General features: G+C 77.1%; 2 protein-coding genes. Both read right to left on the bottom strand.

What is annotated here, in order from left to right; genetic code table 11:
- On the bottom strand, window positions 1-5,075 hold a 5,075-nt coding region (locus ACFHW0_RS31150), incomplete at its 3' end, for a type I polyketide synthase (protein WP_416613201.1).
- Window positions 5,076-5,146: 71 nt separating this feature from the next.
- Window positions 5,147-15,037: type I polyketide synthase (locus ACFHW0_RS31145; protein ID WP_416613199.1), on the bottom strand; the 9,891-nt coding region annotated here is incomplete at its 5' end.

Genomic DNA, 15,037 nt, shown 5'->3' with positions numbered 1-15,037 from the left:
CCCACGAACACCCCTGTTCGCGAACCCCGAAGAACCCCAGGCTCAACCCCTGCCCGCTCGACCGCCTCCCATGAGACCTCCAGCAGCAACCGCTGCTGCGGGTCCATCGCCGCCGCCTCGCGGGGGGAGATCCCGAAGAAGCCCGGGTCGAACTCCGCCGCCCCGGGCAGGAAGCCGCCCTTGTCGGCGTAGGTGGTGCCGGGGTTGGCCGGGTCGGGGTCGTAGAGCCGGTCGAGGTCCCAGCCCCGGTCGGTCGGGAAGTCGCCGATGGCGTCCACACCGTCGGCGACGAGGCGCCACAGCCGCTCGGGGTCGTCGACCCCGCCTGGGTAGCGGCAGGCCATGGCGACGATGGCCACCGGCTCGTCGTCGGCGACGGCGGCCGGGGCGGCGACGGGGGCCGACCCGGCGTCGGCGTCGGCGCCGAAGAGGCCGGTGAGCAGGAGCCGGGCCAGCACGACCGGGGTGGGGTGGTCGAAGACCAGGGTGGTGGGCAGCGCCTGCCCGGTGGCGGCGACGAGTCGGTTGCGCAGTTCCACCGCGGTCAGCGAGTCGAAGCCGAGGTCACGGAACGCGGTGGTCGCCGGGATGGCCGCGGCCCCGCCGTCGTGGCCGAGCACGTCGGCGGCGAGTTCCCGGACCAGGTCGGCGACGGCCTCCTCACGCCGGGCCGGGGCCAGTCCGGCGAGGCGCCGGCGCAGGGTCGCCGCCGGGCCCTCGTCGCCGTCGTCGACCGCGACGCCGCCGTCGAGGGCGGCCCGTGCCTCCGGTACGCCCTCCAGCAGCGGCCGGCGGCGGGCGGAGGCGTACGCGGGGGCGAACCGGGACCAGTCCACGTCGGCCACCGTCACGGTGACGTCGTCGTGGTCGAGGGCCTGCTGCAACGCGCCCATGGCCACGGTCGGGTCCATGGCGGGCAGGCCCCGGCGGCGCAGGTTGCGCTCGGCGTCCGCCGCGTGCATGCCGCCGTCGGACCAGGGTCCCCAGGCGATGGCGGTGCCGGCCCGGCCCTCGGCGCGGCGCCGCTGCACCAGCGCGTCCAGGTAGGCGTTGCCGGCCGCGTACCCGGCCTGCCCGCCGCTGCCCCAGGTGGCGGCGATGGACGAGTAGACGACGAAGGCGTCCAGGTCCCGGTCGGCGAGGAGGTCGGCGAGGTGGGCGGCGCCGGCGGTCTTGCCGACGGTCACCTCGGCCAGCTCGGCCGGGGTGACCTCCGCCAGCGGGGTGGCCTGCGCGATGCCTGCGGCGTGCAGGACGGTACGCACCGGCGGGCCGTCGGCCTCGATCCGGTCGAGCAGCTCGGCGAGGGCGGCCCGGTCGGCGATGTCGCAGGCGGCGACGGTGACCCGGGCCCCGAGGCCGGTCAGCTCGGCCTCCAGCTCGGCGGCGCCGGGGGCGTCGGTTCCGCGCCGGCTGACCAGCACGACGTGTTCGGCTCCGGCAGCGGCGAGCCAGCGGGCGGCGCGGGCACCGAGTCCGCCGGTGCCGCCGGTGATCAGGGCCGTGCCGGTGGGCGTGAACCGGCGCGCCGGCGGGCGGTCGCCGAGGGCCGCGCGGACGAGGCGGCGGACGAAGACGCCGGGGCCGCGTACCGCGAGCTGGTCCTCGCCGGTCGATCCGGTGAGGATCGCGGCGAGCCGGATGGCGGCCCGGTCGTCGGGCTCCGGCGGCAGGTCGACCAGGCCGCCCCAGCGGTGCGGTGCCTCGACGCCGACCACCCGGCCGAGGCCCCAGATCGCGGCCTGCGCCGGGTCGGTGAGCCGGTCGTACGAGGCGGCGGCGACCGCGCCCCGGGTGACCAGCCACAGCGGCGCGTCCAGGCCGGCGTCGCCGAGCGCCTGCACGAGCGCGAGGGTGGCGGTCAGCCCGGGCAGGACGGCGCCGTCGGCGGGCGGCTCCACGGCGAGCAGGGAGACGACGCCGACGGGATCGGTGCCGGCGAGGGACGCCGCGAGGCCGGCCCGGTCGGCGTCCGGCTCGACGGTCAGCGGCAGCACGTCGGCGCCGGTGCCGGTCAGGGCGGTCAGGACGGTCCGCGCCGCCGGGTCGTCGGCGCCGCCGGCGGGCAGGGCCAGCAGCCAGGTGCCGGTCAGCCGGGCGGGGGTGGGTTCGCCGGTCACCTGCCAGTCGGCGCGGTACCGCCAGCCGTCGAGCACCGAGTGTTCCTGCCGCTGCCGCCGCCAGTCGGCGAGGACGGGCAGCAGGGTACGCAGCGACTCGGCGGCGGCGGAGTCGGTGACGGCGAGGGTGTCCCGCAGCGCGTCGAGGTCGGCGCGTTCGACGGCCGCCCAGAACCGCCGGTCGAGCGCGCCGGTCCCGCCGTCGGTGGTCTCGTCGGCGGGCGCCTCGGCCGGCACCCAGTAGTGCTGCCGCTCGAACGGGTACGTGGGCAGGCCGACGAGCCGGCCGGGCCGGTCGGCGAAAAGGTCCGCCCAGCGCACCGGCGTGCCGGCGACCTGGAGCTGCGCGAGGGCGGCGAGCAGGGCGCGCCGGTCCGGGCGGTCCCGGCGCAGCACCGGCACCACCACGGCGGGGGCGGCGTCGCCGGCCTCGGCCTCGGCGAGGGTCTCCTGGATGCCGGCGGTGAGGACGGCGTCTGGGCCGACCTCCACGAAGGTGCCGACGCCGTGGGCGCGCAGGGTGCGTACGCCGTCGGCGAAGCGGACCGCCTCCCGGACGTGGCGCACCCAGTAGCCGGGGTCGGTGAGCTGCGCCGGGTCGGCCAGCTCGCCGGTCAGGTTGGACACCACCGGCAGGGTGGGGGCGCGTAGGTCGAGGCCGGCGGCGACGGCGGCGAACTCGGCGAGCATCGGCTCCATCAGCGGGCTGTGGAAGGCGTGGCTGACCCGCAGCCGCCGCACCTTCACCCCCCGGCCGGTCCAGAGTTCGGCCAGCTCGTCGACGGCCGCGCCGTCGCCGGAGACGACGACGGCGCCGGGGCCGTTGACGGCGGCGACGGCGACGCGGTCGGTCAGCGCGGCGATCGACTCGGCGACGCGGGCCTCGTCGGCGGCGACGGCGAGCATCGCGCCGCCGGCGGGCAGCGCCTGCATGAGCCGGCCCCGGGCGGCGACGAGGGCGCAGGCGTCGTCGAGGGTGAGCACGCCGGCGACGTGGGCGGCGGTCAACTCGCCGACGGAGTGCCCGGCGACCAGGTCGGGGGCCAGTCCCCAGGAGCCGAGCAGCCGGTGCAGCGCCACCTCGACGGCGAACAGGGCGGCCTGGGTGAAGACGGTCTGGTCGAGCAGCGCGGCCTCGCCGGTGCCGGGCTCGGCGTGCAGCAGCGGCTTCAGCGGGCGGGGCAGCCGGTGGTCGAGGTGGGCGCAGACCTCGTCGAGGGCCTCGGCGAAGACCGGGTACGTCTCGTACAGTTCCCGGCCGGCGCCGGCGCGCTGGGCACCCTGTCCGGAGAAGAGGAACGCGACCCCGCCGCGTTCGGCGGCGGCACCGGTGACCAGGCCGGGGGCGGGCCGGTCCTCGGCGAGGGCGTGCAGGGCGGCGAGCAGTCCGTCGCGATCGTCGGCGAGGACGACCGCCCGGTGTTCCAGGGGCGAGCGGGAGACCACAGACGTCCAGGCGACGTCGGCCGGGCGCAGGTCCGCGTCGTCGGCGACGTACCGCGACCAGCGCTCGGCCTGGCGGCGCAGCGCGGCGCGGGTGCGGCCGGTGAGCAGCACCGGCGCGGGCGCGGGCGCCTCCGGCCGGTCAACCTCGGCGCGGGCCGGCTCGGGCTGTTCGAGGATGAGGTGGGTGTTGGTGCCGCTCATGCCGAAGGAGGACACGGCGGCGCGGCGCGGCCGGTCCACGGCCGGCCACGGCGTGGCCTCGGTGACCAGGGTGACCGCGCCGGCGGACCAGTCCACGTGCGGGGTGGGCTCGTCGACGTGCAGGGTGGCCGGCACGATCCCGTGCCGCATCGCCTCCACCATCTTGATCACCCCGGCGATGCCGGCGGCGGCCTGGGTGTGGCCGATGTTGGACTTGATGGAGCCGAGCAGCAGCGGCGCGGCGTCGCCGCGCTCCCGGCCGTACGTGGCGAGCAGGGCCTGGGCCTCGATCGGGTCGCCGAGGGTGGTGCCGGTGCCGTGCGCCTCGACGACGTCGACCAGGTCGGGGGTGAGCCTCGCGCCGGCCAGGGCCTGCCGGATGACCCGCTGCTGGGACGGGCCGTTGGGGGCGGTGAGCCCGTTGGACGCGCCGTCCTGGTTCACCGCGGAGCTGCGGATGATCCCGACCACGGGGTGGCCGTTGCGGCGGGCGTCGCTGAGCCGTTCGAGCAGCAGCATGCCGACGCCCTCGGACCAGCCGGTGCCGTCGGCGGACGCGGCGAACGACTTGCACCGGCCGTCGGCGGCGAGGCCGCGCTGCCGCGAGAACTCGACGAACGGGCCGGGGGTGGCCAGCACGGTCGCCCCGCCGGCCAGGGCGAGGCCGCACTCGCGCTGGCGCAGCGCCTGGCAGGCGAGGTGGATGGCGACCGACGCCGACGAGCAGGCGGTGTCCACGGTGACCGTGGGGCCCTCCAGCCCGAACGTGTACGCCAGCCGGCCGGAGACCACGCTGGCGGCGGTGCCGGTCAGCACGTAGCCCTCGACGCCGGGCGCCCGGTGCAGCACGGCGGCGTAGTCCTGCCCGGAGGTGCCGACGAAGACGCCGGAGCGGCTGCCGCGCAGCGACAGCGGGGCGATGCCGGCCCGCTCGAACAGCTCCCAGGTGACCTCCAGCAGCAGCCGCTGCTGCGGGTCCATGGCGACCGCCTCGCGCGGCGAGATGCCGAACAGCGCGGCGTCGAACTGCCCCGCGTCGTGCAGGAAGCCGCCGGAGGTGGTGTACGAGGTGCCGGCGTTGTCCGGGTCGGCGTGGTAGAGCCGCTCCAGGTCCCAGCCCCGGTCGGTGGGGAAGTCGCCGATGGCGTCCCCGCCGGACGAGACGAACTCCCACAGCTGTTCGGGCGAGGTGATGCCGCCCGGGTAGCGGCAGCTCATCGCCACGATCGCCACCGGCTCGGACTCCTCGGCGGTGACCTCGCGCAGCCGTTGGCGGGTCTGCTGAAGTTCGGCGACGACCCGCGTCAGGTACTCGCGCAGCCGCTCTTCGTCCGCCATGACATCTCGCTTTCTCGTGACACCACAGGTCCCCGGGCGGCTCAGGAGAGCCCGAGGTCCTGGTCGATGAGGTCGAACAGCTCCTGGTTGCTGGCCACCCGCAGCCGGTCCGCCACCTCGGCGGTCTCCTCCCGGCGTTCCTCGACCGTGCCGAGCCGTTCGAGCAGGCTGTGCAGCCGCATCGTGATCCGCACCCGGCCGATGTCGTCCGGGTCGCGCAGCGCGAGGGCGCTCTCCAACTGGTCCAGCTCCGCGAGCGTCGGCAGCGCCTCCACCGACGCCTCGCTGAGCAGTTCGGCCCGCAGGTGTTCGGCCAACGCCTGCGGGGTCGGGTAGTCGAACACCACCGAGCTGGGCAGGCTCAGCCCGGTCGACCGGGCCAGCCGGCCCCGCAGCTCCACGGCCGTGAGCGAGTCGAAGCCGAGGTCCCGGAAGGGCCGGCCGGCCTCCACCGCGTACGGGCTGTCGTGGCCGATGACCTCGCCCGCGGCGGTGCGGATGAGGTCCACCAGCAGCCGCGCCTGTTCGGCCTGCGACAGCTCGCCGAGCCGCTTGCGCAGTTCGCCGGCGACCTGGTCGCCGTCCTCGGCGTCGACCCGCGCCGCCGCGGCCTGGGCGGCCACCTCGGCGATCTCGCTGATCAGCGGCCGGGGCCGGGCGGAGGCGAACACCGGGGCGAAGCGGTCCCAGTCGATGTCGGCGACGGTGAGGGCGGTGTCGTCGCCGTCGAGGCCGGCGCGCAGGGCGGCCATCGCCGGTTCCCGGTCCAGCAGGGACACGCCGCGCCGGCTCATCGCCGCCGCGTGCGCGTCGGTCACCATGCCGCCGCCGGCCCACGGTCCCCAGTTCACCGAGAGGTGCCGGGGGCCCCCGGCCGGCCGGGACTGCGCCCAGGCGTCGAGGAAGGCGTTGCCGGCGGCGTACGCCCCGTGGTCGCCGACGCCCCAGACGGCGGCGATGGAGGAGAAGTGCACGACGAGGTCGAGCGGTTCCGGGTCGAGGAACTCGTCCAGGTGGCGGGCACCGGCGATCTTGCCGGAGACGACGTCGGCGAGTTCCTCCCCGGTCACCGCGGCGACCGGGTTGAGCCGGCCCACCCCGGCGGCGTGCACCACCGCGTGCACGGTCTCGCCGTCGGCGCGCAGCCCGCGCACCAGGTCGGCGACCGCGTCCCGGTCGGCCAGGTCGCACGCCAGCACCCGCGCCTCGGCGCCGAGGGCGGCCAGTTCCGCCACCGCCTCGTCGGCCCCGGGGGCCGCCGCGCCGCGCCGGCTGACCAGCAGCAGTCGCCGCGCGCCGTGCCGGGCGAACCAGCCGGCGGCGTACCGGCCGACGGCGCCGGTGCCGCCGGTGACCAGGACGGTGTCCGGGGCCTGCCAGTCGGCCGGCGCCTCGGCGCGGGGCGCGCGGGCCAGCCGGCGCAGGTACGTCCCGGAGTCGCGCACCGCGAGCTGGTCCTCGTGCCCGGCGGCGGTGAGCGCCGCCAGGACGTGCTCGGCGGCGGCGGTGTCCAGCGAGGCGGGCAGGTCCAGCAGGCCACCCCAGTGCCGGGGGTGTTCCAGCGCGGCCACCAGGCCGAGACCCCACGTGGTGGCCTGGGCGGGGCGCACGACGGGGTCGCCGTCGGCGGTGCTGACGGCCTGCCGGGTGAGCAGCCACAGCGGCACCGGGGGCAGGGCGTCCGTGACCGCCTGCACCAGGGCGAGGTTCGCGGTCAGGCCCAGGGGCACGGCGGGCCGGTCGGGCTGCGGTCGCTCGTCGAGGGCGAGCAGCGACACGATCCGGGTCGGCGCGGCGCCGGCCAGCTGCGCGGCGAGCGCCGTGCGGTCGGTCGTGGCCAGGTCGACGGCGAGCTGCCGCACGGTGCCGCCCCGGGCGGTGACGAGCTCGGCGAGCCGGTCGACGACCGGCTCGTCCGTGCCGCTGTGGACCAGGGTCCACGTGCCGTCGACGGCGCCTGCGGCGAGTGCCTGCGGACGCCAGGTGATCCGGTACCGCCAGCCGCCGGCGAGGGCGTCCTCCTGCTGCTGGTGCCGCCACCGGGCCAGCTCCGGCAGCAGCTCCCGCAGCGGCCGGTCCGCGTCGAGGCCGAGCCGGCCGGCGAGCGCGTCGCCGTCGCCCGACGTCACGGCCCGCCAGAACGCCGAGTCGACGTCGTCGTGGGTGGCGGCGGGGCTGCCCGCCGTCGCCGCCGCGAGGGTCGGCCAGAACCGCTGGTGGTCGAACGCGTACGTGGGCAGGTCCACGGGACCGGCGCCGGGCAGCAGCCGCGACCAGCGTACGGCCACGCCGTGGCAGTGCAGGCGGGCCACCGCGCCGAGCAGGGTGGCCACCTCGTCCTGGCCGGGCCGCTGCACGCCGGTCACGGTGACCTGGGCGTCCGCCGGGAGCGCGTCGGCGGTCAGGGCGGTCAGCACGGTGTCCGGCCCGATCTCCAGGAACCGGGTCACCCCGTTGGCGTGCAGGTGGGTGACGGTGTCGGCGAAGCGGACCGCCTCGCGGACGTGCCGGACCCAGTAGTCGGGGGTGCAGAGCTGGTCGGCGTCGATCACCGCGCCGGTCAGGTTCGACACCAGCGGCACCGTCGGCGGGGCGTACGACAGGGTCGCCGCCACGGCCGCGAAGTCGGCGAGCATCGGCTCCATCAGCGGGCTGTGGAAGGCGTGGCTGACCCGCAGCCGCTTCGTGCGCACCCCGAGGTCGGCGAAGTGGGCCGCCAGCCCGGTCAGCGCGTCCTCCGCGCCGGCGACGACGACGGCCGTCGGCCCGTTCACGGCGGCGACGGCCACCCGGCCCTGCGTATCGGTCAGCGCCCGCAGCACGTCGACCTCGGGCGCGGCGACGGCGAGCATCCCGCCGCCGGCGGGCAGGGCCTGCATCAGCCGGCCCCGGTTGCCGACGAGCGCGCAGGCGTCGGCCAGGTCGAGCACCCCGGCCACGTGGGCCGCGCTGATCTCCCCGACGGAGTGGCCGGCCACGAAGTCGGGCCGGATCCCCCAGTCCTCGAGCAGCCGGAACAGCGCCACCTCGACGGCGAAGAGCCCGGCCTGGGTGAAGGCCGTCTGGTCGAGCAGGTCGGCCTCGGCGGTGCCGGGCTCGGCGAACAGCACCGGACGCAGCGGTCGCGGCAGGTACGCGTCCAGGTGCTGGCACGCCTCGTCGACCGCCGCCGCGAAGACGGGGAACGTCTCGTACAGGCGACGGCCCATCCCGGCGTGCTGGGCGCCCTGGCCGGAGAAGAGCGCCGCCAACGCGCCGCCGGGCTCGGCGACGCCCCGGGTGAGTCCCGGGTGGTCCTGCCCGGCGGCGAACGCCCGCAGGCCGGCGAGGGCCGCGTCGGCGTCCGCGGCGAGCAGCACCGCGCGGTGCCGCAGCGGCGACCGTCCGGTGGCCAGTCCCCGGGCCACGTCGGCGGCGGGCGTCGCGGTGTGCGGCAGCCAGTCGGCCAGCCGTGCCGCCTGGGCCCGGAGGCTGTCGGCGGTGTCGGCCGAGACGACCCAGGGCAGCACCGGCGGCCCGTCGGCCGGCCGGGGCGTGCCGGTGTCGGCCGGCGCGGCGGCGGGTGCCTGTTCGAGGATGACGTGCACGTTGGTGCCGCTGACCCCGAACGACGACACGCCGGCCCGGCGCGGCCGGTCCACCTGCGGCCACGGCTGCGCCTCGGTCAGCAGCGCGACCGCGCCCGCCGACCAGTCCACGTGCGGCGAGGGCTCGTCCACGTGCAGGGTGGGCGGCAGCAGGTCGTGCTGGAGCGCCAGCACCATCTTGATCACGCCGGAGACTCCGGCGGCGGCCTGGGTGTGGCCGATGTTCGACTTGACCGAGCCGAGCCAGAGCGGCCGGTCCACGGGCCGGTCGCGCCCGTACGTGGCCAGCAGCGCCTGCGCCTCGATGGGGTCGCCGAGCCGGGTGCCGGTGCCGTGCCCGTCGACGGCGTCCACGTCGGCGGCGGTCAGCCGGGCGTTGGCCAGCGCCTGGCTGATCACCCGTTCCTGGGCCGGCCCGTTGGGCGCGGTCAGGCCGTTGCTGGCGCCGTCCTGGTTCATCGCCGAGCCGCGCACGACGGCCAGGATCCGCCGGCCGTCGCGCTGGGCGTCGGAGAGCCGCTGCAACATCAGCAGGCCCACGCCCTCGCCCCAGCCGGTGCCGTCGGCGGCTCCGGCGAACGACTTGCACCGGCCGTCGAGGGCCAGCCCCCGCTGCCGGGCGAACTCCAGGAACGGCCCGGGGGTGGCCATCACCGTCACGCCGCCGGCGACCGCGACGTCGCACTCGCCCTGCCGCAGGGACTGGCAGGCCAGGTGCAACGCCACCAGCGACGACGAGCAGGCGGTGTCGACGCTGACGGCGGGGCCCTGCAACCCGAAGTGGTACGCCAGCCGACCGCTGATGACGGCGGCGACGTTGCCGGTGGCCTGGTAGCCCTCGGTCTCGACCCGGGCGGCCATCAGCAGCGTCGCGTAGTCCTGGCCGTTGGTGCCGACGAAGACGCCGGTGTTGGTCTCCCGCATGTCGGCCGGCGCGGTGCCGGAGCGCTCGAACAGCTCCCAGGCGCTCTCCAGCAGCACCCGCTGCTGCGGGTCCATCACCATCGCCTCGCGCGGGGAGATGCCGAACAGGGCGGCGTCGAAGCCGGCGGCGTCGGTGAGGAAGCCGCCCTCCCGGACGTACGAGGTGCCGGGCCGGTCGGGGTCGGGGTGGTAGATCGCCTCCAGGTCCCAGCCCCGGTCGGTCGGGAACTCCGCGATCCCGTCCCGCCCCTCGGCGACCAGCCGCCACAGGTCCTCGGGACCGGCGACGCCGCCGGGGTACCGGCAGCTCATCGAGACGATGGCGATCGGCTCGTCCGGCGCGGTGGCGGCCCGCACGGGCGCGGTCGCCGGGGTGTCGTCGCCGGTGAGCCGGGTCGCCAGGTGCTCGGCGAGGGCCTCGGGCGTCGGGCGGTCGAAGACCAGGGTCGCCGGCAGGCTCAGCCCCACCGCCTCGGCGAGCCGGTTGCGCATCTCGACGGCGCTGAGCGAGTCGAAGCCGATCTCCCGGAACGACCGGTCCGCCGCCAACGCCTGCGGCGAGGACAGGCGCAGCACCGCTGCCGCGTGGACCCGTACGAGGTCGAGCAGGACGCGGCGCCGTTCCGCCGCGGCGAGGCCGGCCAGCCGGCCGCGCAGGGGCGAGGCCGCGTCGGTCGCGTCACCGTCGCGCTGCCCGGCGGCGAGCAGCCGGGCCACCTCCGGGACGTCGGCGATCAGCGGCCGGGGACGGGCCAGCGTGTAGGTCTGGAGGAACCGGTCCCAGGCGATGTCCGCCACGGTGAGCGTGGTGTCGCCGTGGTCCAGCGCCTCGGCCAGGACGGAGACCGCGAGGTCGGGGCGCATGGCCCGCACGCCCGAGCGGAACATCTGGTCGGCGGCGCCCTCGGCGTCGACCATGCCGCCGCCGTCCCAGGCACCCCAGGCGACGGCGGTGGCCGCCCGGCCGCGCCGTCGCCGGTCCTCGGCGAACGCGTCGAGGAAGGCGTTGGCCGCGGCGTAGCCGCCCTGGTGCCCGCCGCCCCAGACGCCGGCCCCGGAGGAGAAGAGCACGAACGCCGAGAGGTCGTCGCCGCACACCTCGTCGAGGTTCACCGCGCCGGCCACCTTGGCCCGCAGGGCGTCCGCGAGTTCGGCCACGTCGGTGGCCGCGACCGGCCCGGCGTGGGCGACCCCGGCGGTGTGGAACACGGCCCCGACGCGGGTGCCCTGCCCGGCGAGCCGCTCGACGAGGGCCCGTACGGCGTCGGGGTCGGCGATGTCGCAGGCGGCCATGGTGACCGTGGCGCCGGCGGCGCGCAGTTCGTCGGCCAGCTCGTCCGCGCCGGGCGTGGCGGGGCCCTGGCGGCCGGTCAGCACCAGCTCGCCGACGCCCTCGCGGGCCAGCCAGCGCGCCACCTGGGCCCCGATCGACCCGAGGCCGCCGGTGACCAGGACGGCGCCGCTTGCGGGACGCCAGTCGCCGGTCGCCGTACGGTCGGTGCGGGCCCGGACCAGTCGCCGGGCGAACACCCCGGAGGGGCGCAGCGCCAACTGGTCCTCGGCGTCGACGCCGGCCAGCACCGCCACGAGCCGGGCCCGGTCCCGCGGGTCCGGCTCGGTGGGCAGGTCCACGAGGCCGCCCCAGCGGTCCGGGTGCTCCAGGGCGACCACCCGGCCGAGTCCCCAGAGCATCGCCTGGCGGGGCCGGTCGAGCGGGTCGGCCCGGCCGGTGGAGACCGCGCCGGCGGTGGCGCACCACAGCGGGGCGGTGACACCGGCGTCGCCGAGGGCCTGGACCAGGGCGTACGTGCCGGCGAGGCCCGCCGGCACCACCGGGTGGGTCGGGTGCGCGGCGTCGTCCAGGCCGAGCAGGGAGAGCACACCGGCGACGGCTCCGGGGGCGACGCCGGTACGGGCCAGCCGGTCGGCCAGCGCCTGCCGGTCCGGGTCCGGCACGTCGATCAGGACGACCTCGGCCCCGCCCTCGGTGAGGGCCCGGGCGGCGCCGTCGACCAGGGGGTGCTCGGTGCCGGCCGCCGGCACCAGCAGCAGCCAGGCGCCGGACAGGGTGGCCTCCGGCGCGACGGTCACCGGCTTCCAGGTCACCCGGTACCGCCAAGAGTCCACGGTGGACTCGTCGCGGCGGCGTCGGCGCCACGAGGAGAGCAGCGGCAGGGCGGGGTCGAGGGACCGGGCCGCCGTCTCGTCGATCCGCATCGCGGCGGCCAACGCCTGCGGGTCGGCCCGCTCCACGGCCTCCCAGAAGTGCCGGTCCGTCTCGTCGGACCCGGCGGGGGCGGGGCCGGTCGCCACCGGCGCCTGCGGCCAGTAGCGCTGGCGCTGGAAGGCGTACGTCGGCAGCTGCACCGGCGGGCCGGTGCGGGCGCCCAGGATCGCCGTCCAGTCCACGGGCACGCCGTGGACGTGCAGGCGGGCGAGGACGGTCAGCATCCGCAGCCAACCGCCGGCGTCGGTGTCGGCGGCGGCCACCACGACGGCGTCGTCGGCGGCGTGCGCGATCTCCCGCATCCCGGCGGCGAGCACGGGCTCGGGGGCGGCCTCGACGAGGATCTGGTGGCCCTCGTCGAGCAGGGCGCGTACGACCGGGTCGACGTCGATGCCGTCGGCCAGTCCCCGGTACCAGAGGGCGACGTCGAGGCCGTCGGTGTCGACCCGCCCGCCGGTCGCCGCCGAGTACAGCGGCAGCTCGACCGCCCGGAGGGTGATCCCGGCCAGCGCGCCCGGGTCCACCTCGGCCCCGCTGGCGAGGGCGATCGTCCTCGCCGCGTCCGCCAGCGACAGCGCGCCGGCCACGCAGGCGGCCGCGACCTCGCCGTGGGCGTGCCCGACCACGGCGGCGGGCCGGACGCCGAGGGAACGCCACCAGCGGGCCAGCGAGACCGCCACGGCCCACCGGACGGGGTGCGTCACCCGGGGGTCCGTCGAGGGCGGTGCGCCGTCCGCGCCGCGCAGCACGGCGGTGAGGGACCAGTCCGTCCAGGGCGCGAGGGCCGCCTCGCACTCGGCGATCGCGGCGGCGAACTCCGGCGACCGGTCCAGCAGCTCGACCGTCGTGGCGGGCCACGGGTCGCCGTGGCCGGGGAAGACGAGGACCGGGTCGCCGCCCCGCAGCGCGACGCCGGTGACCGTGGCGGGGGTGGCCTCGCCGAGGCGGAACGACTCCAGTGCCCGCGTCAGGCCGAGGGTGTCGCGGCCGAGGACGACGGCGCGGTGGCCGAACGCGGCCCGGGTGGTGACCAGGGCGTGCGCGACGTCGGCCGGTTCCAGCTCCGGGTGCGCCGCCAGGTGCGCGCCCAGCCGGGCCGCCTGTTCGCGCAGCGCCGGGGCGTCCACGGCGGAGAGCACCAGGGGTACGACGCCGGCGCGCGGACGGTCTGCGGCGCGCCCGTCGGTCGCCTCGCCGGGCGGCTGCTCGATGATCACGTGCGCGTTGGTGCCGGAGATGCCGAACGAGGACACCGCCGCCCGGCGCGGCCGGTTCACCTGCGGCCACGGGGTGGGCTCGGTCGTCAGGGCGACCGCGCCGGCGGTCCAGTCGATGTGCGGGGACGGCTCGTCGACGTGCAGCGTCGGCGGGACGAGACCGTGCCGCATCGCCAGCACCATCTTGATCACACCGGCCACACCGGCGGCGGCCTGGGTGTGCCCGATGTTGGACTTCACCGACCCGAGCAGCAGCGGCCGGTCCTGCGGACGCTCCTGCCCGTACGTGGCCAGCAGCGCCTGCGCCTCGATCGGGTCACCGAGCGTGGTGCCCGTGCCGTGCGCCTCGACCGCGTCCACGTCGGCCGGGGTCAAACGGGCGTTCGCGAGGGCCTGCCGGATCACGCGCTGCTGCGACGGGCCGTTCGGGGCGGTCAGGCCGTTCGACGCGCCGTCCTGGTTCACAGCCGTGCCGCGCAGGACGGCGTGGATCTTCCGGCCCTCGCGCTGGGCGTCGGAGAGGCGCTGCACCAGCAGCACGCCCACGCCCTCGGACCAGCCCGTGCCGTCCGCCGAGGCGGCGAACGACTTGCACCGGCCGTCCTGGGAAAGGCCCCGTTGCCGGGAGAACTCGATGAACGTGCCGGGCGTCGCCATCACCGTCACGCCACCGGCCAGGGCGAGGTCGCACTCGCCGCTGCGCAGCGCCTGCGCGGCGAGGTGCAGCGCCACCAGCGACGACGAGCAGGCGGTGTCGACGGTGACCGCCGGCCCTTCCAGGCCGAACGTGTACGCGACCCGGCCGGAGAGCACGCTGCCCGAGTTGCCGGTGCCGACGTAGCCCTCGACCTCGTCGGCCTGCTCCATCAGCTTCGTCGCGTAGTCGTGGTACATGACCCCGGCGAAGACGCCGGTCCGGCTGCCCCGCAGCCGCTGCGGGTCGAGACCGGCGGACTCGAACGACTCCCACGACGCCTCCAGCAGCAGCCGCTGCTGCGGATCCATCGCCAGGGCCTCGCGCGGCGAGATGCCGAAGAAGCCGGGGTCGAAGTCCGCCGCCCCGTAGAGGAAGCCACCGTGCCGCGTGTACGACGTGCCGGGGTGGTCCGGATCGGGGTCGAACAGGCTCTCCAGGTCCCAGCCGCGGTCGGTGGGGAACTCCCCGATGCCCTCGCCGCCGGCGGCCAGCAGCGCCCAGAGCTGATCGGGCGTCTCGACGCCGCCCGGGTAGCGGCAGGCCATGCCCACGATGGCGAGCGGCTCGTCGACCCGGGTCGTGGCCCGGGCGCCCGACGCGGCGGGACCGCTGGCGGCGCCGGCCAGTTCGGCGTGCACGTGTGCGGCGAGCGCCTGGGGCGTCGGGTAGTCGAACACCAGCGTCGAGGGCAGCCGGAGGCCGGTGGCCGCGTTGACGCGGTTTCGCAGGTCCACGGCGGTCAGCGAGTCGAAGCCCAGCTCCCGGAACGCCCGGTCGGCCGGCACGGCCTCCGCGCCGCCGTGCCCGAGCACCTGCGCGACGAGGCCGCGTACCAGCACGTCGATCTCGGCGCGCGCCTCGTCGGCGGCGAGGCCGCTGATGCGGGTCGCCCAGGTGGTGCCCTGTCCCGCCTGGCGGCGGGCCGTGGTCGTGCCGACCAGGTTGCGGAGCATCGGTGGCACCAGGCCGACGCCGGCGGCGGCCCGGAGGGCGGCCAGGTCGATCACGGCGGGCACCAGGGCGGGACGGTCGGCGGTCAGCGCCGCGTCGAACAGCCGCAGCCCGGTCTCGGCGTTCATCGCGGTGACGCCGCCCCGGGTCGATCGCGCCCGGTCGGCCTCGTCGAGGGAGGCGGCCATGCCATCCGTGTCCCACATGCCCCAGGCGAGGCTGACAGCCGGCAGGCCGCGCTGCCGCCGGTACGCCGCAAGCCCGTCCAGGAACGCGTTACCCGCCGCGTACGCCGACTGCCCCGGCGAACCCAACACCCCCGCCACCGA

Source organism: Micromonospora sp. LOL_025, assembly GCF_048060285.1.
Lineage (GTDB): Bacteria > Actinomycetota > Actinomycetes > Mycobacteriales > Micromonosporaceae > Micromonospora.
The sequence above is the reverse complement of the archived record's forward strand: the minus strand, read 5'-3'. Positions and strand labels throughout refer to the sequence as shown.